We start from the raw sequence: 21,048 nt of genomic DNA, 5'->3' as shown, positions 1-21,048 counted from the left end.
AAAGAGTTTCATGGAAGGAGGGTACGGGCGCTTTGGTGATGGCGTGTTGGAAGGCGGAAGCTCTGAAGGCATATTTTGATTCCTCAATAGAAATGAGTCGGTTGTATACGGGTATCAAGTGTAGCGTATTCGTGATGGCTCAGGGTTTCTCGGATACGAAAAATAGAACAAATGTTTGTAATTTGTGAAGGAATAGGGTATACTACGGTTCAAGGGAGGGGGCTCTGTGGCAGTTTCAAATCATGATAGAGAATCAGAACGGGTAGGAGCAGAGCTCCGTCGTTTTGGTCGTGAAAGCGGAGAAGAGCGCCTCTCTGTCGTGTCTTCGTTTGAGCCGGCCGGCGATCAGCCGCAGGCCATCCAGAAGCTTGCACAGGGCATTGAAGAGGGATTGAGATACCAGACGCTGTTGGGAGTTACGGGGTCCGGTAAAACGTTTTCCATGGCTAAAACCATAGAAAAGCTTAATCGTCCCACGCTTATCATGGAGCCCAATAAAACCCTTGCGGCACAGGTTGCCTCTGAAATGAAAGAGTTGTTTCCCCATAACGCCGTCGTCTATTTTGTGTCTTATTACGATTATTACCAGCCAGAAGCATATGTTCCGCAATCAGATACCTATATTGAAAAAGATGCTTCCATCAATGAAGAGGTAGAAAAGCTCCGTCACCAGGCAACGTCTAGTCTGCTTTCTCGTCGTGATGTTATTGTGGTTGCCTCTGTTTCCTGTATTTATGGTATTGGCAGCCCGCAAGATTACGCCGGCCTTGCTCCCAACGTAGATAAATCGGTTCCGCTTGAGCGTGATGATCTGATAAAAGATTTAATAGATATCCAGTATGACCGCAATGACTATGACCTTCAGCGCGGAATGTTCCGTGTTCGCGGCGATGTTGTCGATGTTTTTCCTCCCTATGCGGAAAATCCGTTGCGCATAGAGTTTTTTGGCGATGAGGTGGAAACCATTGCTGAGATAAGCAACGTAACCGGTGAGGTCATCCGTGAGTTTGATGCCGTTCCCATTTGGCCCGCATCCCATTATGTAACCGAGCGTCCAAAGGTTACTCATGCACTGCAGACAATAAGCGAAGAACTTGAGCATCGCGTGGCTGAGCTTAAAGCAAACGATAAGCTGCTGGAAGCCCAGAGGCTGGCACAAAGAACGAGCTATGATCTTGAGATGCTTGAGACCATGGGATACTGCAACGGTATCGAGAATTATTCTCGGCATTTGGACGGACGCGCTCCGGGTGAGCCCCCGTATACGCTCATTGATTATTTCCCCAAAGATATGATTTGCATCATTGATGAGAGCCATGTAACGGTTCCTCAGATCCGAGGAATGTATGAGGGAGACCGCTCGCGTAAGGTCACTTTGGTTGAGCATGGTTTTCGTCTGCCGTCAGCACTTGATAACAGGCCGCTCCGCTTTGATGAATTTGAAGCACGTATCCCACAATTTATCTACGTATCTGCTACTCCAGGTGATTATGAGGAGTCGGTGGCACAGCAACAGGTAGAGCAGATTATTCGCCCTACCGGTCTTCTCGATCCTTCCGTTGAGGTGCGCCCCATACGTGGTCAGATTGATGACCTTATCTCTGAGGTAAAAGAACGCGTTGCCAAAAAAGAACGAGTTCTTGTAACTACACTGACTAAGCGGATGGCAGAAGATTTAACGGATCACCTGCTTGACGAGGGAATAAAAGTCAACTATATGCACTCGGATACCGCAACCCTTGATCGCGTTGCAATCATAAAAGAGCTCAGGCAAGGCAAGATTGATGTGCTCGTGGGTATTAACCTCTTACGTGAGGGTTTGGATATTCCTGAGGTATCTCTTGTTGCTATCTTGGATGCGGATAAAGAGGGATTTCTTCGTAACAGAAGATCGCTTATCCAAACTATGGGTCGAGCGGCAAGAAACGCTCAGGGGTCGGTCATTATGTATGCCGATCGTATAACAGACTCCATGCGCATTGCGATTGATGAAACGCGGCGCCGCCGTGAGCTGCAGGAATCCTTCAATGCCAGGCACGGTATCGTTCCGCAGACGATTCATAAATCTATAGCAGATATCTCACAGTTTATTGATGAAGCCGCTGAAAACGTAGACAAGCGTCAGCGCAAAGATGGCATTTTTTATACCGCCTCAGGCGAGGGAGCAGAAACACAAGGAGCTCCCGGCGAGGTGGACAGCATTGAAGCCATGGTCGAAGAATTCTCGGAGTTGCCTCGCAGTGAGGTTGAGACCATGCTTGCTCATCTTGAGTCAGATATGGCTCAGGCTTCCACTGATATGGATTATGAGCGGGCGGCACAGCTTCGTGATCAGATTGTCCGTATAAGAAGTCAGCTTGAAGGCACCACATCTGATGACGTTATTAAGAGACTCAAAGCAGGTGCTCGAAGGGGGAGTGCTCATGCTACAAGAAGAAGGTATAGGAAGAAACACTAGGTTTGTGTAATGGATTTTTCACTACACAAAGACTGTTACGGGTCTCTTTGGGTTTCTTCTACTGTTTTTGGAGAACTCGAGTGGTCAATTCTTTAAATACGTGATATACACGTTCAAGATCGACAACAGGAACATATTCATTGGGTTTGTGAGCGCGCTCAAGTTCACCCGGTCCGTATGACAAACATTCGGGATTTCCGCACGTAGAGGCTATAACGGCAGTATCGGTATAGCCCGTGAAAATATCAAGGTCCGCCGGTGTTTTGCACGCCTCGGCACAAGAGCGCAGAGTGGCGAGAAGCTCGGACTCAGCAGGAAGCACCACAGGAGACCTATTGCCGGTTATGTCGTAGTGGACATGTACACCGGGTATTTGCGTCTCTGCCTTCAACAGTGCAGCCTGGACTATCTTCTCGGCGCTCGCGGTATGAGCCGGTGGCACAAGGCGCATATCAATCCAAAGCTCCGCCTTATCGGGGACAACATAGGGCTGATATCCTCCCATAACTTGGCCAAAGGTAACGGTTGAGCGACCAAGTTCGGGATGTGTGGGCAGTGAGCCTACGCTCGTACGGATTTCATTGATGACGATGGCCATGGCGGCGATGGCATCGGCACCTTCCCACGGTGTGCTGGCATGTGCGGTAATACCGTTGACGGTAATCTTGAACCACGTGCGACCTTTGTGTGAGCCGCGGATACGGTTGTTGGTAGGTTCGGCGTCAAGCACCCAGCCCTTCTCGCCAACCCAGTCGGCCGCAATAACACGCTCAACGCCACGCATGTCAGCCTCTTCGTCAACGGTAAAGACGGCGGAAAGGGATTTTTGGGGGAGCACGCCGGTGCGAGCAACGGCTTGACACGCATCTCTGAAAGCAAGAAGCGCGCAGGCAAGGCCGCCTTTCATATCGCATGAACCGCGGCCGTAAAGAAGACCGTCCTTGTAAACGGGCGCAAATGCGGGCGTTTTGGGACTCCAGCCGTCACCGTCTGTTACGGTATCCATGTGGCATATGAACGTGAGATCGGAAGGCGGGCAGGATACGTCTTTGGAAACGCCGCAGTTGACGTTTGGAATTGTGGCGCGCAGACACTTACGCCCCGGGAGAGCTTCAACCTCTTGTATCAGGGGATAGGTAGACCCCGCCAGCTCAAACGTACAGTTTTCAAAAATCCAGTGTTTGATGAAGGTCTCAACATCTGCCTCAAAAGTACCGGGATCAGTACTCTCAATCGATACCAGCTGAGCGGTAAGTTCTGCCACTTCAGGGAGGCTTTCAGGTAGATGTAGTGCGGACTCAGGGTTTTTCTCGCTCATGGAGCACCAGACCTTACGAGACGGATTTTTGGCACGGATAATCAGCGTAGGCTTCAGGTTAATGCGCTGATTTTATACCTCAATCTAGTCTTGGTTTTTTGCCTCGTCAAGGTAGTTATAGAGCGTGTATTTTGAGATGCCAAAGTAGGAGCAAACTTTTTGACCTGATTTTGTAATGAGAAATGCGCCGGAGTCGTTAAGGAAACGGATTGCCTTGATCTTGTCGTCCTTTGTCATCAGTGCGCGCGGGCGTCCTACCAAACGAACGCTTTGATCGATAAGCTCGTCCAAAAGATCGGTAACGTTGTGCGGAATGGTTTGCGGAGCTGTATCGGAAGAATCACTGTGTGTGGTAAACGCGTGCAAAGCCTCTTCCATTGCCGAGAAGAGCGCGATGTCATAGTTAATGGCAAAGATTGCAATGGGCTTATTGTCATCGTCGCGCAGGTAGATGGTCGTAGATTTGAGAATCTTGCCATCTTCAGTCTTAGTAAGGTAGGAGTAGGAATCATGGAGTTTTCCGGAATCGGAGTGAAGTGCCTTAAGCACTACGTTTGAGGGGCCATCGCCAATTTTGCGACCGGTGATATGACCGTTCTCAATCGCAACGATGGTTCTGGCGGGATTGTCGGATCGCAGATCATGAACGACAACCTCACAGCTGGGACCAAATTGCAGAGCTATGCCATGGGCTAAGCGCTTCAAGAATTCAATTTGCTGGTTATCCATGTACGGATACTCCTTGTAAGTGGTCTATGGTTCTCGTGTATGTTTCGTTGCGCTTATATATCCTAACATTTTGTGTTTTTTCGCAAGCAAATTTTTTGAATTGAACCGTTTACCCCAATAAATGACCGTACACCGATAATTCTTTTACATACGGGGAAACTATGAGAACATAAATCTAATTAAAAGTTAGGTTTAATAACTAACTGTTTGCAGAACGCTCTTAAGAGCGAGAAACGCTTTGCAATACAGGGAAGTCGGACTCCCTTCAGATACGTCCGAACGGGGTGTCGGAGAGGGCACATCCGTCATTTTATACGCCGTAGCTGATCTGCGGCACGTGGCAAAGGGGTCCCCATGCTGCTTATTGTGAACGGTCGTGTTATTACGCGCGACGAAGCTCATCCGTACATCGAAGATGGCGCCGTAGCAATTGATGGCGATAAGATCGTTGCTGTCGATACGCGTGCGGAACTTGAAGCTGCCTATCCCGATGCAGAAAAGCTTGATGCGCACGGCGGCGTCATTATGCCAGGTCTTATCAACTGCCATACCCATATTTACTCTGGTTTGGCACGTGGTCTTGCCATCAAAGACTGCAACCCTCACAACTTCCTTGAAAACCTTGAGCAGCAGTGGTGGAACATTGACCGTCACCTGACGCTTGACGGCACCCGTGCCTGCGCCTATGCAACCATTCTTGACTCACTGCGTGATGGCGTTACCACTATCTTTGATCATCATGCCAGTTTCTGTGAGATCCCCGATTCGCTCTTTGCCATTAAGGACGTTGCGAAAGAGCTTGGTATCCGTGCCTGCCTTTGCTACGAGACATCTGACCGTGACGGAGAGGTCAAACGTGATGAGTCCATCGCTGAAAACGTTGCGTTTGCCAAATGGGCCGCCGATGAAGACGACGATATGATTGCTGCCATGTTTGGCGGGCACGCGCTCTTTACGCTTTCCGACGAGACGCTGGATAAAATGGTTGAGGCCAACAACGGTCTGACCGGCTTCCACATTCACGTCTGCGAGGGCATGGACGACGTGTATGATTCCGCCCTCAATCACGGTACCACCGCGGTGCATCGCTTACTTGACCACGGACTTTTGGGCGAGAAGACCATGCTTGGCCACTGCATCCACGTAACTCCTGCTGATATGGACATCCTTGCTCATACTCATACCAGTATTGTTAACAATCCTGAGTCCAATATGGGTAATGCTGTTGGGTGTGCGCCGGTGCTCGAGTTCTTTAAGCGTGGTATTGATGTATGCATGGGCACCGATGCATATACGCACGATATGCTTGAATCGCTTAAGGTCTTCTTGCCCATGCAGCGCCATAACGCTTGCATGCCAAATGTTGGCTGGGTTGAGGCTATGACCATGCTCTTCAAGAACAATGTCAAGATGGCCGAGAAGTACTTCTCAACAAAGTCTAACGGCAAGCCTTTGGGCAAACTCGCACCGGGCGCTGCCGCAGACATTGCAATCTTTGATTACAAACCGTTCACGCCGTTCTCTGACGAGAACATCGACGGTCACATGCTCTTTGGCTTTGAGGGTAAGAACTGCCGCACTACCATTGTCAACGGCAAGGTTCTCTATAAAGATCGTGAGTTTGTTGCCTTTGATGAGGACAAGATTAACGCTTGGACCATGGGTGAGGCCAAGAAGCTCTGGGGAGAGCTCAACGGCCGCCAGTATTAAGTCGGTATGGCGAGAAGAACTGCGAAGTTCTTCTCGTCTTGCGCATACGCGCAGATAAGGCGTCGCCCGCGGACGCCATAAGTGCGGGGACTATAACTCACATTGGTTAAAAGGAGAGGAACCAAAATGAGCGACATTATGCGTCCCATGAAATTCGACCACCTGATGAACTGGATTTTAGGCGAGCACGAAAATCAGAAGACTATTTTTGGAGTACGCGCTTTTGCCAAAACATCCGGTACGGCTCGTCCCATTTTTAACGAGAAGATTGAGACACCATTCGGTCCTGCGGCTGGCCCCAATACGCAGCTGGCTCAGAATATCGTGGCGTCCTACGTCACCGGTGCTCGCTTCTTTGAGCTGAAGACGGTTCAGAAGATGGACGGCGAAGAGCTTTCAGCTTGCGTTAACAAGCCCTGTATTTTGGCATCTGACGAGGGATATAACTGCGAGTGGTCTACGGAGTTAACGGTTCCTCAGGCATTTGATGAGTATGTCAAGGCATGGGTTATCTGCCATATTCTTTCCCAAGAGCTTGGTCTGGGAGATGCCGATGGCTTTGTCTTTAATATGTCCGTTGGATATGACCTCGAGGGAATTAAGACGCCCAAGGTAGATAAGTATATCAATGACATGAAAGATGCATCCCAAACTCCCGTCTTTAAAGAAGCAATTGCATGGGCCAAGGCCAATGTGAGTCGCTTCCGCAACGTTGACGAGGCGTTTATTGATTCCATTCCTTCTCGTATCTCCGATTCCATCACCGAGTCCACCCTTCATGGCTGCCCACCTGATGAAATTGAGCGGATTGCTACCTATCTCATTACCGAGAAGCACCTCAATACCTTCATTAAGTGCAACCCTACGCTTTTAGGCTATGAGTACGCGCGTAAAACGCTGGACTCCCTCGGCTTTGATTACATCGCCTTTGACGATCATCACTTCCTAGAAGATTTGCAATGGGCTGATGCAGTGCCTATGCTTGAGCGTCTTATGAAACTGTGCAAAGAGAAGGGTGTTGAGTTTGGTGTCAAGCTGACCAATACCTTCCCGGTAGACGTTACTCGCGGTGAGTTGCCAAGCGAAGAGATGTATATGTCCGGACGCTCACTTTGGACCTTGTCGCTTTCGCTGGCCAAGCGTCTTGCCGAGCAGTTTGACGGCAAACTGCGCATTTCGTATTCCGGAGGCGCAGACTATAACAACATTAAAGATCTTGTCGATACCGGAATTTGGCCTGTTACCATGGCGACCACTATTTTGAAGCCTGGTGGCTATGAGCGCATGACACAGATTGCCGGACTCTTTGCAGACGAAAATACGGAAGCATTTTCCGGTGTTGATGTGGCAAAGGTGTCTGCGTTGCTTGAAAGCTCACTTAAAGACGCGCGCTATCACAAAGAGATTAAACCGCAGCCTGATCGCCACGTTCGTGGGGCACTTCCGCTGACTGACTGCTTTATTGCACCGTGCCGTGATTCTTGTCCAATTCATCAGGATATTCCGGGGTACCTTAAGGCAGTAGATGAAGGTCGTTATGCCGATGCTTTGCATATTATTCTTGAGCGCAATGCCCTTCCCTTTATTACCGGTACCATTTGTCCTCATACCTGCACCAATTCCTGCATGCGTAACTATGTTGATGAGCATGTTCATATCCGTAGCTGCAAACTTACCGCTGCAAAGAACGGCCTTATGGAAGTTCTTCCAACGCTTGCTTCTCGTGGTGCCGTTAAAGACAAGAAAGTCGCCATCATCGGCGGTGGCCCCGCCGGTCTTTCCGCAGCTTCTTTCTTGTCGCGTGCGGGCATTGAGGTAGTTGTCTTTGAGCGTACCAATAAACTGGGCGGTATTGTTCGCCACGTCATCCCAGGTTTCCGTATCTCTGAGGAAGCCATCGATAACGATGTCAAACTTTGTCAGGCATACGGCGCAACATTCAATACTGGAGTTGAAGTCAAAGACGTAAACGCCCTGCTTGCTGAGGGTTATACCGACGTGGTGGTAGCCATTGGTGCGTGGGCGCCTGGCCGCAAGACCTTGAAGTCCGGCGAGGCTCTGGATGCCCTTGAGTTCCTTGAGGAGTTCAAGCGTGCGCCTGAGTCCGTTGATCTTGGTACTGATGTGGTCGTTATCGGTGCTGGCAATACCGCCATGGACGTGGCTCGTGCGGCAAAACGCGTGTCCGGTGTACAAAACGTACGTTTGGTGTACCGTCGTACCAAGCGCTATATGCCTGCCGATGAGGAAGAACTCCAGATGGCCATTGATGACGGCGTGGAGTTCATGGAGCTTCTCGCTCCGGGAGATTTGGCCAATAACCAGCTTACCTGTGAGGTCATGAAACTTGGCGCTCCTGATGAGTCTGGTCGTCGTCGTCCCGAGGGTACGGGCGAGTTTGTGACGGTTCCTGCAACCGCTGTTATTACGGCAGTTGGCGAGCAGGTTGAACCCGATCTCTACACTACCTCCGGCATTGCGTGTGACGAGAAGGGTCTCCCTGTTGTGGACAACAACCTTCAGACTTCTCTTGCGCATGTCTATGCAGTTGGTGATGGACGCCGTGGTCCTGCAACCGTTGTCAAAGGTATTGCAGACGCTATGATGGTTTCCGTTGCCATTGCAGACTTTAATTTCTCAGGCAAGGAACTTTCCAACCTTGAGGAAGACGTCGCTAAGATTTTTGGTAAGCGCGGACAGCTTTGTGGTGATACTGAGGCGTGCGAGCAATCACGCTGCCTTTCTTGTCCTTCGGTATGTGAGGCATGCGTTGAGGTATGCCCCAACCGTGCAAATGTTGCCATTAAGGTTCCCGGCATCCGCCAGCAGCAAATTATTCACGTTGACGGTATGTGTAATGAGTGCGGTAACTGTGCAGTCTTTTGCCCATACTCTAAGGGCCGTCCATACAAGGATAAATTCACTGCATTCTGGAGTCGCGAAGACTTTGACAATTCCGAAAACGAAGGTTTCTTACCCACGGCAGATGGCTTCTTGGTTCGTCTTGATGGCAGCACAGCTATTTATAACGTTGATGATGAAGCTTGCGGTCTTCCGGAGAATATTCGCAAGATGATTGTCACGGTACGGGATTCATATAGCTATCTTATGAGTGTCTAGAAGAAGCATAATGCAAGCGAGAAAATAGGTTTTTTCTCGCTTGCCGCTTACTTTCATACGGTCACCGAAAAGTTGTTAGGTAGTCTAAATTTTTGTTTTAATGTGATAGATGTTTGATAGCGCTTTTGCTATGAGACAATCGTTTAACGAGCGGGCCTGGGGTACGACACACAACATTCTCCCAAGCACGTAAGGAGAGGCACATGGTTGAAGAGGTTGAGCGGTACACCTTTACGGTGAACGGCAAGACGGTTACAACGACTGAGAATAAGTCGCTGCTCCGTTTTCTTCGTGATGATTTACACCTGCTGTCCGTAAAGGATGGCTGTTCGCAGGGAGCCTGCGGCACGTGTACGGTTGTTATTGACGGGGTTGCCACGCGCGGCTGTGTTATGAATACCAAACGCGCAAACGGCAAGGTTATAGAGACCGTCGAAGGTCTTTCTCATGAAGAGCAAGAAGCTTTTGTATACGCATTTGGCTCCGTCGGTGCAGTTCAGTGTGGTTTTTGTATTCCCGGCATGGTTATGAGCGGGGCGGCGCTTATCCGCCGCAATCCCAATCCCTCCGAGGATGAAGTCAAAGAGGCAATTAAAAATAATATCTGCCGCTGCACCGGTTACAAGAAAATTATCGAAGGCATCTTGAAGGCTGCGCGTATTTTGCGCGGAGAAGAACAGATTGATCCGGAGCTTGAGCGTGGCGACAACTACGGCGTTGGCTCTAAGGCGTTTCGTGTCGATGTGCGCCCCAAGGTTCTTGGCTATGGCAAATATCCCGATGACGTTACGGACGTTGAGTATCCTGATATGGCATATGGCTCATGTGTGCGCTCCAAGTATCCTCGTGCGCGCGTGTTAAAGATTGATGTCTCGGAGGCAGAAGCTCTGCCGGGTGTGATTGGTGTTCTTAAAGCAGAAGATGTGCCCGTAAACAAGGTTGGGCATATTCAGCAGGACTGGGATGTCTTTATCGCTGAAGGTTCCATTACACGCGATATGGGCGATGCGCTCTGCATGGTTGTGGCGGAAGACGAGAAGATCTTGGAAGCCGCAAAGAAACTCGTAAAAATTGAGTATGAAGAGCTTCCAGTGGTACGTGATATCTATGAGGCACGTGCCGAGGGAGCGCCACTGGTACATGAAGAAGCAACGAGCAATCTTTGTCAAAGCCGTCATATCACACGCGGCAACGCAAAAGAGGCGCTGGAAAACTCTGCCTTTACCGTAACCAGGCACTTCTCGACACCTTTTACCGAGCATGCATTCCTTGAGCCTGAATGTGCGGTTGCATTCCCGTATAAGGACGGTGTCAAGATCCTCTCCACCGATCAGGGTGCCTATGATACGCGCAAAGAAGTCGCGCACATGTTTGGATGGGATGAGACGCCTGATCGTGTGGTAGTTGAAACCATGCTGGTAGGTGGTGGTTTTGGCGGTAAGGAAGACGTTACCGTCCAGCATATTTCCGCACTTGCCGCATACAAATATCAGCGAACCGTCAAATGTAAGTTTACGCGCAACGAGTCTTTGGCTTTCCATCCAAAACGTCATGCCATGGAGGCTGATTTTACCCTTGGTTGCGACGCAGAAGGTCATTTAACGGGTCTTGACTGTGAGGTCAACTTTGATACCGGTGCGTATGCGTCGCTTTGTGGCCCGGTTCTTGAACGTGCTTGTACGCATGCGGTCGGTCCTTATAAGTATCAAAATACCAACATCCGTGGTTTTGGCTATTACACCAACAATCCGCCGGCGGGTGCATTCCGCGGCTTTGGCGTTTGTCAAACTGAGTTTGCCCTTGAAGAGCTCATAGACCTTCTCGCCGAGAAGGTTGGTATAAGTCCATGGGAGATGCGCTGGAGAAATGCGGTTGCTCCTGGAGACGTGCTTCCCAATGGTCAAATCTGCGATCAATCCACTGCTCTCAAAGAAACACTTTTAGCGGTTAAAGATGTATATGAGGCACATAAAGATCATGCCGGTCTTGCATGCGCCATGAAAAACTCGGGCGTTGGCGTTGGACTTCCTGATGCGGGACGCGCAAACATCCGTATTGAAAACGGCAAGGTTGTCGTCTATTCTGCTACCTCTGATATCGGTCAGGGCTGCAATACGGTCTTTTTGCAAGACGTGGCAGAAGCAACGGGGCTTCCCAAATCAGTTATCGTCAACGGCGAATGCTCAACAGAAAATGCGCCTGACTCAGGTACTACTTCCGGTTCTCGTCAGACGGTGGTTACCGGTGAGGCCGTCCGTGGCGTAGCGTTCCTGCTGCGCGATGCTATCTTGGATCTTGAAGCCGGCAAGGAAGTATCGCCTGAGCCCGTTGAGGCAAACGGTGATGGCAAGACCATCGTCTATTCCGACGGCCGTCCCTATGAAGGCGTGGGATATGCAGACGGAAAGGCGCTGATCGCGGGTGGAGGCGTCCATCCAAAAGACCCCGTTGCTGGTCTTCAGAAGCTCGAGGGTCATGAATTCCGGTACGTATACTTCGAACCAACCGATAAGCTCGGTGCCGATAAGCCCAATCCAAAGAGCCATATCTGCTATGCCTTTGCCACTACATGCGTAGTGCTTGATGATGAGGGTAAAGTTACCGATGTATATGCCGCCCATGATTCGGGCAAGGTCATCAATCCCATTGCGATCCAAGGGCAAATTGAAGGCGGCGTCTTGATGTCTCTTGGCTATGCAACTACGGAAAACTTTAAGCTCCAGGATTGTGTTCCGAAATCAAGGTATGCCACACTGGGGCTCTTCCATGCTCCTGATATCCCTCATATTGAGGCAATCTATGTCGAGAAGGAACACCTGCTTCCGGTTGCTTATGGAGGTAAGGGTATCGGTGAGATTGCAACGATTCCAACAGCTCCCGCCGTTGCAAATGCCTATTACGCTTTGGATCACGTTATGCGCACCAAACTTCCCATGGAAGACTCGTACTATAGCAAGCCAAAAACTAAGAAGTAATGCAATGTGAGTTGCGCCGTGTGCGTTCTCATAAAGTGTTCGTAATTGTATGTGATCTGATCGATATGTGTTAAAAGAGGAGGTACGGTATGGGAGAGCTTCTCAGGATGGAAGGCGTTGACAAACGGTTTGGTTCATTTTATGCAAACCGTAATGTCAGCCTGTCTATCCAAGAAGGGGAGGTGCATACCCTTTTAGGAGAAAACGGCGCGGGCAAGTCAACGCTCATGAACTGCCTTATGGGTCTTTATACTCCTACGGCGGGAAAGATATTCATGCACGGAAAAGAAGTCAAGATAGACTCTCCCCGTGATGCCGTGGAGCAGGGAATTGGTATGGTGCATCAGCACTTCATGCTGATAGAAGCCATGACAGGACTGGAAAATGTCATCCTCGGAACCAAGATGCACGCATCTCCTATTATGCAAAAAGAGCAAGACAAGAAAGACATTGAAGCTTTGGCTGCTCGCTATGGCCTTGAGGTCAACCTTGACGCAAAGGTCTCCGAGATGTCCATCGGAGAACAGCAAAGAATTGAGATTCTCAAGGTTTTGTACCGCGGTGCCAACCTCCTCATTCTTGACGAACCAACCGCCGTACTCACCGACATTGAGGTCGAAGGTCTCTTTGATATCATGAATTCCCTGACGGCCGAGGGTAAATCCATTATCTTCATCTCTCATAAAATGCGTGAGGTTATGCGTATTTCCGACAGCATAACCGTGCTCCGTGCCGGACGTTCCATAGCAACGGTGAACATCAACGATACAACCGAGCAGGAACTTGCCGATCTTATGATTGGGCGAGAGTTTACGGAAAGCTATTACGAAAAACACACCAGCTCCGATCAGCCAATTATGACCTTGACACACGTGGCGCTCCATCCGGAAATCAAACACGGCGGTCTCAAGGATGTCTCTTTGACCATCCACGCAGGAGAGGTGTTAGGTGTAGCAGGTATTGACGGTAACGGCCAATCTCAGCTTGCACAGGTAATTACCGGTCTTGTTGCTCCCGAAAAGGGTGAAGTGGAGACAACGGAGGGTAAAGTTGCACTCTTCTCGCCCCAAGATTTCATTGATTTTGGTATGGCAAACATCCCGGAGGACCGCAACAGAATGGGTCTTGTGGGAGACATGTCCATTGCCGACAACCTGATTCTTAAGCAGACTACATCGGAGCGTTTTTCCTTTGGTCATGGTGCATGGTTGAGAACCGATAAAATTCAGCAATACGCAGAAGATATGCGCGAGAAGAACGATATTCGCTGCGTCTCCGTGAATCAGTCTGCTCGTAGTCTTTCGGGCGGCAATCAACAAAAGGTTATTCTGGCCCGTGAGCTCGACGGAAATCCCAAGCTTATGGTTGCAGTGTATCCAACACGTGGCTTGGATATTGGAGCTACTGAGTTTGTACATGACTCGATTATTGCGCAACGTGATGCAGGTTGTGCGGTGTTGCTTATTAGTGCGGACTTTGACGAGGTCTTGAAACTATCCGACAGAATCGTTGTTCTTTTTGAGGGCGAAATTATGGGAATCTATCCCGGCGATAATCCACCTGTCAAAGAAATCTCTCTTGCTATGGCAGGCCAGACAGGAGGACAGTCTCGTGAGTAAGAAAACGTTTAGCGTTTTTGGAGGAACCAACAGAGAGCATCTTATTTCTGCGCTCGTTCCGGTTATTTCCATTATTTTGGCTCTCATAATCGGTGCCATTATCATTGCGTGCTTGGGCAAAAACCCTATTAAGGGATACGCGCTTTTGTTCTCAGGTTCTGTGGGCAGTAAGTCACGTATTGCACAGACGCTTATGAGTGCGTGCCCTCTGATCTTTACCTCACTGTGTGCTGCCTTTGCATATAAGTGCGGCGTTTTTAACCTGGGAGGAGAAGGTCAGTTTGTCATGGGTGCTACCTGCGCCATTATGACGGTTCTTGGTTTTCATCTTGAAGGCATAGTGGCTATTGTTGTCGCGCTTCTCGTGGGAATTTTGGTTGGTGGCATCTGGGGCTTGCTCCCCGGCATCATGAAAATCACTCGAGGCCTGAACGAGATGATTACGTCAATTATGTTGAACTATGTGGCCGTCTTGTTTATGAGCTGGGTCTATACGGGACCTTTCCGCGGTGGAGATAACCCCGAGACACTTCCTATCCCCGATAGTGCGCAACTGCCCCGTATTGCCAAATTTCACGTAGGCGTCATCCTTGCAATCCTGCTTGCGTTTTTCCTTTGGTACGTCATTTTTAAGACCTCGTTTGGCTTTAAGATTCGTGCGGTTGGTATTAACCCCATTGCATCTCGCGTGAACGGTTTTTCGGTTGGCAAACTCATGGTGCTTTCCTTCATCATTTCCGGTGCCATTGCCGGCCTCGGAGGGTCTGTCGAGATTTTGGGTAAGCAGTATCGTCTGCTCGCCGGTTTTGGAACGGGAGTTGGCTTTGACGGCGTAGCCATTGCGCTTATTGCCCAACTTAATCCCATTGGTTCTATGGTAGTTGCGCTTTTCTTCGGAATGCTTACTACCGGAGCTACTTCCATGCAGGTTGGCATCATGGTGCCTACCGCCATTACCGAGATTATTCGCGCTCTTATCATTATCTTTGCGGTTTCCGGTATTGCCATGCTGAAGCTGCCTAAGATCAAGGCTGTTCTTCTTCCTGCGATTACAGGAAAGACAACGGACGAGAAGAGTAACGATCCTAAGAAAGCGGAGGTGGAGGCATAATGGATGTTCTTATTGCTGCGCTTCCTGATATTTTTGCTGCCTCAGTGAGAATGTGCGTGCCACTTCTGCTGGTGGCTCTTGGTGAGCTTTATTCTGAGCGTGCAGGACTTGTAAACATTGGTCTTGATGGTCTTATGACCATTGGCGCCTTTATTGGCTTTGTTGTCGCATATAAGAGTGGCAATCTTTGGCTTGGCGTTTTGGTGGGAGCATGTTCAGGAGTGCTTGTAAACCTCATTTATGCCTTCTGTACCGTTACGCTTTGCGTAAATCAGGTAGTTGTGGGCATGGCTATCAATATTCTCACACCCGGTATTGCGATGTTTGCCTATAAGATTATCTTTGGCGATAGTTCAGGACTTGTCCAGGGTGCCTCGATGCCCATTATTGCCATTCCGTTCTTGAGCGATATTCCTTTTATCGGAAAGATTTTCTTTAGGCAGTCTCTTCTCGCATATCTTGCGTATCTTGCTATTCCGCTGTCGATTATCTTCTTTACGAAGTTCCGCTCCGGTCTAAGCTATCGTTCGGTAGGAGAGAATCCTCAGGCAGCAGAGACGCTCGGCGTGAATGTTATTAGAACAAAATATCTGGCATGCATTGTGTGCGGTGCCTTGGCAGGAATTGGCGGATCATTTTTGACGTTGGTGTATACCTCTACCTATGCTGATGGTATCGTGGCCGGCCGTGGTTTTATCGCCCTCGCTGCCGTTATCTTTGGTCGTTGGAGTCCGCAGGGTATTTTGGGCGCCTGCCTTCTCTTTGGTTTCTTCGACGGATTCCAGATCAATTTGCAGATTTTTGCGCAACAGGTTCCGTATCAGTTCTTCCAGATGCTCCCATATGTCTTTACGATTTTGGCACTCGTGTTTTTTGGAGCCGGAAAGATTGGTCCTAAGGCCAACGGTCAACCGTATTACCGGGAGTCACGTTAGCTCGTACGTATATGTTGGTGTGGGGTTTGTGCGACAGGTGCTGTCGCTGAGATAAAAGAAGTACCGGAAAGGATTCCGGTACATTGAATGGAGGAAGTCATGGATTATCGTAACGTGAGTCGTCGTGGTTTCTTGGGTCTGTTCGGAGCGGCAGCAGCAACAACCGCGGGTCTGTCCCTTGCGGGCTGTGACGACAAAGAAACCTCATCGGGCGGTGGGGATTCGTCCAAAAAGACCAAAAAAGTTGCCATGTTTTTAGACGGCCCCGTCAATGACGGTGGTTGGGGTGCAAGCTGCTATGGTGCTATGGTTGACTCCGCAAAGCAGCATGGCTGGGAGACAGCATATTCTGAGTCCGTTGCTCAGGCAGACTGGGTTTCCACCATGCAGAACTACGTTGACCAAGGCTACGATCTGATTGTTGCTCCGGGAAATCAGTACACCGCCGATGTAAAACAGGTGGCAAAAGACAATCCCGATGCCAAGTTCTGCATCTTTAACGATGAGGTCTCCGATGTTGCAAACATCGAGTGCACCATTCCAAACACCATCCAGATAGGTCAGCTTGCAGGCGCCCTTGCCGGACTTATGACAAAGACCAAGAGCATCGGCTTTATCGGCGGCGTTGAGCTTGACACCACCAAGAACAAGATTAAGGGATATACCGAGGCGGCTAAAAAGGTGGACTCGAGCATCCAGGTAACCACCGCCTACGCGGGATCGTTCTCCGATGCCGCCAAGGGCAAGGAGCTTGCAAGCGGTATGATCAGCACCCAGAATATCGATGTCATGTTTGGTGATGCTTCAATCGTTGATACGGGTGCCCGTGAAGCTTTGGTTGCAGCCGGCAGCGATCGCTACGATATCGGACAGCCGGGAGACATTACCAAGGATAGCCCTTGCATCATTTGTTCCGTGGTGACCGATAACGTCAAGATGACCAATGAGGTTCTTGATGACGTTGAAGCCGGCAAGTTTGGCAAGAAGACCGTATATGGAGACCTCTCCAACGGTGGTGTGGCTGTGGGTACCTATTCCGATGCTGTTTCTGCTGACGTTAAGTCGCAGTATGAAGAGATTGTCAAGAAGATCTCCGACGGCTCTTTCGTATAAGAATCAGTGCCGTTGTAAGGCGCCGTCATAAAGGTCAGGCGCACAGGTAGGTGCGTCTGACCTTGAAAGCTCTGTGCGTGCGTCATCGCACATATCGTGTCTGTAAGATGTGCGGACTATAGGATTGGCGCCCTTTTGCCTGACGCAAGAGCACCGAGACTTTATTTGCAGGAAGGGAAGTTTTAATGAAGAAATTAAAAGAAGTTGGCAGACCGCTCATACGAGTTGATGCGTATGACAAGGTCACCGGTCGCGCTAACTATACCGATGACCTCTGTCCCAAACCGTGCCTTGAAGCGAAGATTTTGCATGCAACCATAGGAAACGGCATTGTCAAATCTATCGATACGTCTGAGGCTTGTAAGGTGCCTGGTGTCGTCGGTGTCTATACGTGCTTCGACGTGCCTGAACATCCCTATCCTGTGGCCGGTCACCCGTGGTATGCGGATTCGCGTGCCGAGAAACGCGATCTTCCCGATCGTAAGCTTCTGGGTGCGCGCGTACGCATTTACGGAGACAATATTGCCGCCGTTGTTGCCGAGGACACTGTAGCCTGCGACAGGGCTCTTGCCAAAATCAAAGTTGAATATGAAGAGTGGCCGGTTGTCTATGATCCCAAGGACGCTCTTGCAGGTACCGAGCATCCTATTCAAGAAGGAAAGCCTGACAATGTGGTTGCGCATACGCATGTGCAGACCAGCGAGGAAGATCTTGCCAAAAAAGGCTACAAGAGTGTTGATGAGGTCTTGCACGATCCTGCCTATCATCATTTTTCAGCCCATCTCACCACGGCCGAGCAAAGCCAGGCTCATATTGAAACCTGTGTTTCGTACTGTTATGAGGAAAATGACAAGATTGTCTGTGTTTCATCAACGCAGATTCCTCATATCGTTCGCCGTGTGATTGGTCAGGCACTTGGTATTCCTTGGGGAAAGATTCGGGTTATCAAGCCCTATATCGGTGGCGGATTTGGCACCAAGCAGGATGTACATTACGAACCTTTGAATGCATGGCTCTGCCGTCAGGTAGGCGGCAGGTGCGTGAAACTTGAACTCAGCCGTGAAGAGCTCTTTTATGCTACGAGTGGTCGTCAGCCCAAGAGTTTTGATGTTGAGGCAAGCGTGGATGACGATATGCGCCTGCATGCTCGTTCCATCAAAGCATGGTCTAATACGGGAGGCTATATCCACCACGGCCACGCCCTGATTTTGAATTCCGTCAATACGTTCCGTTGGCTCTATCATACGTGCGAGGATGCCATCTCGTGCGAGGCATGGACCGTTCACACCAATGGACCTCACACGGGTGCCATGCGTGCGTACGGCGTTCCCGAAGGTAACTGGGCCGCAGAGTGTCTCATGGGCGACATCGCGTATGACATGGGCTGGGATGGCATTGAATTCCGTATGGCCAATGCCATTCAAGAAGGCTATGTGGATGAGTTCAGCCCCGGACATTATGTTGCGGCAAATACCTGCGGCCTGCCTGAATGTATCGAGAAGGGCAAGGCGTATATCGAGTGGGATAAAAAGAAGAAAGAGTATGCAAACGAGACCGGCCCCATCCGTCACGGCGTTGGTGTTTCATGTTTCGTCTATAAGACGGCGGTGGCACCGTTTGCGCTTGAGACTGCCACGGCTGCAGTAACGCTTAACCAAGACGGCAGCGTTCAGCTGCAGATGGGAGCAACCGAGATTGGTCAGGGTGCGGATACGGTCTTTACGCAGATGGCAGCGGAGGCCATCGGAGTGGATAGTGAAGACGTGCATATCGTTTCATTCCAAGACACCGATGTAACCCCGTATGACTCAGGCGCGTATGCTTCTCGCCAGACCTATGTCTCAGGTACGGCCGTCAAGAAGGCGGGCGAGCAACTCAGATCAAAGATCCTTGAATTTGCATCGTATATATATCCCAATGCACAGGGAACCCTTGACTTACACGATCATGCAATCTTTGATGCGGTTGGCGATAAGGTTTGTAATCTGGACGAACTTGCCCTTGAGGCGTACTACAACATGGAGCACAACGATCAGCTCTATGGGCGCGCCACCATCAATATACACTCCAATACCATTGCCGTTGGCTGCAGCTTTGCAGATGTTACGGTAGATATGCCTTTGGGCCAAGTTACCATCAACAAGATTATTAACGTACAGGATTCCGGCAGGCTTATCAATCCCAAGCTTGTGGAGCAGCAGGTTCACGGCGGCATGTCGCAATCTATCGGTTTTGCCCTCTACGAGGAAATTCTGGTAGATCCGAAGAACGCTCGCGTGCTTAATCCTACGCTTTTGGATTACAAGATTCCTACAACCATGGATGTGCCTGATCTTGAGGCTCAGTTTGTAGAGACCGATGATCCTACGGGACCGTACGGCAATAAGGCTGTGGGCGAAACACCAACCATTTCTCCGGCTGCCGCCATTCGCGATGCCATTTTGGATGCAACCGGGGTTAAGTTCTACGAAGAGCCCATGACCCCTCAACGTTTGTTCGAGGGCTTTAAGAGAGAGGGGCTGATTTAAATGTACGATATTGAATCATTGTATAGCGCCACCAGCGTTGACGACGCAATCCGAGCTCTTGCGGAAGATCCTGAATCCATCGTGGTTGCCGGCGGTACTGACGTGCTGGTAAAGATACGTGAAGGCAAATTTGCCGGTGCCCATCTGGTATCCATCCATGAGCTTCATGATGAGCTTGACGGTGTCAGTCTCGGCGCGGACGGTACTGTTGAGATAGGACCAATCACATGGTTCCATCATGTAACCACAAGCAAGGTTATCCAAGAGACCGTACCGGTGTTGGGAGAGGCTTGCGATACCCCTGGAGGTCCTCAGCTTCGTGTCTCAGGTACCATCGGAGGAAATGTCTGCAATGCTGCCACATCGGCCGACTCCGCATCTACTCTCTATGCCTACGGTGCGCTTCTCGATGTTAAGGGTCCTGAAGGCGCGAGAACCATTCCTATTGAAGAGTGGTATGCAGGTCCTGGTCGCTCTACAAAAAAGCGCGATGAGATTCTGGTTAAGATCAGAATTCCCAAGAGCCACTATGAGGGATTTACCGGCTATTATTTTAAGTATGGAAAACGCAGGGCTCTTGAGATTGCTACGATGGGCTGCTGCTGTTTGGTAAAGCTCAGTGCAGATAAAAAGACCGTTGAGGATATTCGCCTTGCCTTCGGCGTTGCGGGGCCAACGCCGATGCGTGCACTTTCCACTGAAGAGGCGCTGCGTGGTATGCCTGTTATTGAGGCTGTCGAGAAGATCGGCGAACTTGCGGCCGGCGACACCAATCCGCGCGACAGCTGGCGTGCGTCAAAAGAATTCAGACTTCAGCTGATCAAGGAAATGTCGAAACGTTCCTTTGCTGAAGCGGCTCGCAGGGGAGGGGCTGAACTGTAATGGATCACAAAATTCTCAAATGTACGGTAAACGGCAAAGAGGTTCAGGTTGGTTTTGATCCGCGTGAATCGCTTCTGGATACTTTGCGCAACAGGCTTGGTCTTACCAGCGTCAAGCGTGGCTGTGAGGTGGGAGAGTGCGGTGCCTGCACCGTTCTCATTGACGGCGTAGCTACCGATACCTGCCTCTATCTGACTGAGTGGGCGCAAGGTAAGGATATCCTGACGGTTGAGGGCCTTCAGGCTGCTGACGGCACTCTTAACCCGGTTCAGCAGGCTTTTGTTGACGAGTTCGCCGTGCAGTGCGGTTTTTGTATTCCTGGCCTCATTATGAGTACCATGGAGATTGTCAACACCGGAAAAACGTACTCGCGTGACGAAATCAGAAAAATGCTTTCCGGACACCTGTGCCGCTGCACGGGTTATCAGGATGTTATTAATGCAGTCGAGAAGGCCGTCAATCTTGTTAACGGCATGGTTGGCGAGGATGCGTAAATCTTACTATGCTTCTTCCTGGACCACATATTTCTGCAGAGTTGTGTTTTGTTTGA

14 protein-coding genes are annotated in these 21,048 nt (G+C 50.0%); 11 read left to right on the top strand and 3 right to left on the bottom strand.

Annotated features, from left to right (window positions below):
* Positions 1-226 precede the first annotated feature (226 nt).
* Positions 227-2,458 carry an excinuclease ABC subunit UvrB gene (uvrB, locus tag ATORI0001_RS06435; RefSeq protein ID WP_003150367.1) on the top strand — a complete coding sequence of 744 codons (2,232 nt, stop codon included), beginning with the start codon at positions 227-229 and terminating at the stop codon, positions 2,456-2,458.
* 58 nt (positions 2,459-2,516) lie between these two features.
* Here the strand turns inward: uvrB and ATORI0001_RS06430 are convergent, their stop codons facing one another.
* Positions 2,517-3,776: a M20 family metallopeptidase gene (locus ATORI0001_RS06430; protein ID WP_003150388.1), complete on the bottom strand. Its 1,260-nt coding sequence runs from the start codon at positions 3,774-3,776 to the stop codon at positions 2,517-2,519.
* Positions 3,777-3,860: 84 nt separating this feature from the next.
* Positions 3,861-4,505, bottom strand: a complete 645-nt coding sequence (locus ATORI0001_RS06425; RefSeq protein WP_003150262.1) for a helix-turn-helix transcriptional regulator — start codon at positions 4,503-4,505, stop codon at positions 3,861-3,863.
* A gap of 354 nt (positions 4,506-4,859) precedes the next feature.
* Between ATORI0001_RS06425 and ssnA the strand changes: the two genes are divergently transcribed.
* Positions 4,860-6,215, top strand: coding sequence for a putative aminohydrolase SsnA (gene ssnA, locus ATORI0001_RS06420; protein WP_003150201.1), 1,356 nt, complete (start codon positions 4,860-4,862; stop codon positions 6,213-6,215).
* Here ssnA and ATORI0001_RS07900 read toward each other — a convergent pair.
* On the bottom strand, positions 6,212-6,352 hold the full coding sequence (locus ATORI0001_RS07900; protein WP_003150163.1) for a hypothetical protein: 141 nt from the start codon (positions 6,350-6,352) through the stop codon (positions 6,212-6,214). The two genes, ssnA and ATORI0001_RS07900, sit on opposite strands and share 4 nt — an antisense overlap.
* Between ATORI0001_RS07900 and ygfK the strand changes: the two genes are divergently transcribed.
* The 9 genes from ygfK (at position 6,342) to xdhC (ending at position 20,992) form a co-directional block, all read left to right on the top strand.
* Complete coding sequence (ygfK, locus tag ATORI0001_RS06415; protein WP_003150270.1) at positions 6,342-9,335, top strand: putative selenate reductase subunit YgfK; 2,994 nt, start codon at positions 6,342-6,344, stop codon at positions 9,333-9,335. The genes ATORI0001_RS07900 and ygfK overlap by 11 nt on opposite strands.
* Positions 9,336-9,538: 203 nt before the next feature.
* Complete coding sequence (gene xdh, locus ATORI0001_RS06410; protein ID WP_003150424.1) at positions 9,539-12,310, top strand: selenium-dependent xanthine dehydrogenase; 2,772 nt, start codon at positions 9,539-9,541, stop codon at positions 12,308-12,310.
* 89 nt (positions 12,311-12,399) lie between these two features.
* Entirely contained in the window at positions 12,400-13,929 is a 1,530-nt protein-coding gene (locus ATORI0001_RS06405; RefSeq protein ID WP_003150334.1) for an ABC transporter ATP-binding protein, read from the top strand.
* The gene (locus ATORI0001_RS06400; protein WP_003150205.1) at positions 13,922-15,040 is read left to right on the top strand and encodes an ABC transporter permease; all 1,119 of its coding nucleotides are present in this window, start codon (positions 13,922-13,924) and stop codon (positions 15,038-15,040) included. Before ATORI0001_RS06405 ends, ATORI0001_RS06400 begins: the two co-directional genes overlap by 8 nt.
* Entirely contained in the window at positions 15,040-15,975 is a 936-nt protein-coding gene (locus tag ATORI0001_RS06395) for an ABC transporter permease (protein WP_003150267.1), read from the top strand. Before ATORI0001_RS06400 ends, ATORI0001_RS06395 begins: the two co-directional genes overlap by 1 nt.
* Before the next feature lie 99 nt (positions 15,976-16,074).
* Positions 16,075-17,088 carry a BMP family protein gene (locus tag ATORI0001_RS06390; protein WP_141752226.1) on the top strand — a complete coding sequence of 338 codons (1,014 nt, stop codon included), beginning with the start codon at positions 16,075-16,077 and terminating at the stop codon, positions 17,086-17,088.
* Positions 17,089-17,273: 185 nt separating this feature from the next.
* Positions 17,274-19,616, top strand: coding sequence for a xanthine dehydrogenase subunit XdhA (gene xdhA, locus ATORI0001_RS06385; RefSeq protein ID WP_003150258.1), 2,343 nt, complete (start codon positions 17,274-17,276; stop codon positions 19,614-19,616).
* Positions 19,617-20,498: a xanthine dehydrogenase subunit XdhB gene (xdhB, locus tag ATORI0001_RS06380; RefSeq protein ID WP_003150411.1), complete on the top strand. Its 882-nt coding sequence runs from the start codon at positions 19,617-19,619 to the stop codon at positions 20,496-20,498.
* Entirely contained in the window at positions 20,498-20,992 is a 495-nt protein-coding gene (xdhC, locus tag ATORI0001_RS06375; protein ID WP_003150311.1) for a xanthine dehydrogenase subunit XdhC, read from the top strand. The genes xdhB and xdhC overlap by 1 nt, the downstream gene beginning before the upstream one ends.
* Positions 20,993-21,048: the final 56 nt, after the last annotated feature.

It is taken from the genome of Lancefieldella rimae ATCC 49626, assembly GCF_000174015.1.
GTDB lineage: Bacteria > Actinomycetota > Coriobacteriia > Coriobacteriales > Atopobiaceae > Lancefieldella > Lancefieldella rimae.
Note: the sequence above shows the minus strand (reverse complement) of the source record. Positions and strands in the feature narration are given on the sequence as shown.

Excerpts from the sequence above, each read along its gene's own strand:
- ATORI0001_RS06405 (WP_003150334.1), top strand. The coding sequence starts at position 12,400 with ATGGGAGAGCTTCTCAGGATGGAAGGCGTTGACAAACGGTTTGGTTCA.
- xdhB (WP_003150411.1), top strand. The coding sequence starts at position 19,617 with ATGTACGATATTGAATCATTGTATAGCGCCACCAGCGTTGACGACGCA.
- ATORI0001_RS06395 (WP_003150267.1), top strand. The coding sequence starts at position 15,040 with ATGGATGTTCTTATTGCTGCGCTTCCTGATATTTTTGCTGCCTCAGTG.
- ygfK (WP_003150270.1), top strand. The coding sequence starts at position 6,342 with ATGAGCGACATTATGCGTCCCATGAAATTCGACCACCTGATGAACTGG.
- xdhA (WP_003150258.1), top strand. The coding sequence starts at position 17,274 with ATGAAGAAATTAAAAGAAGTTGGCAGACCGCTCATACGAGTTGATGCG.
- ATORI0001_RS07900 (WP_003150163.1), bottom strand. The coding sequence starts at position 6,352 with ATGTCGCTCATTTTGGTTCCTCTCCTTTTAACCAATGTGAGTTATAGT.
- ATORI0001_RS06390 (WP_141752226.1), top strand. The coding sequence starts at position 16,075 with ATGGATTATCGTAACGTGAGTCGTCGTGGTTTCTTGGGTCTGTTCGGA.
- xdh (WP_003150424.1), top strand. The coding sequence starts at position 9,539 with ATGGTTGAAGAGGTTGAGCGGTACACCTTTACGGTGAACGGCAAGACG.
- ssnA (WP_003150201.1), top strand. The coding sequence starts at position 4,860 with ATGCTGCTTATTGTGAACGGTCGTGTTATTACGCGCGACGAAGCTCAT.
- ATORI0001_RS06430 (WP_003150388.1), bottom strand. The coding sequence starts at position 3,776 with ATGAGCGAGAAAAACCCTGAGTCCGCACTACATCTACCTGAAAGCCTC.
- xdhC (WP_003150311.1), top strand. The coding sequence starts at position 20,498 with ATGGATCACAAAATTCTCAAATGTACGGTAAACGGCAAAGAGGTTCAG.
- ATORI0001_RS06425 (WP_003150262.1), bottom strand. The coding sequence starts at position 4,505 with ATGGATAACCAGCAAATTGAATTCTTGAAGCGCTTAGCCCATGGCATA.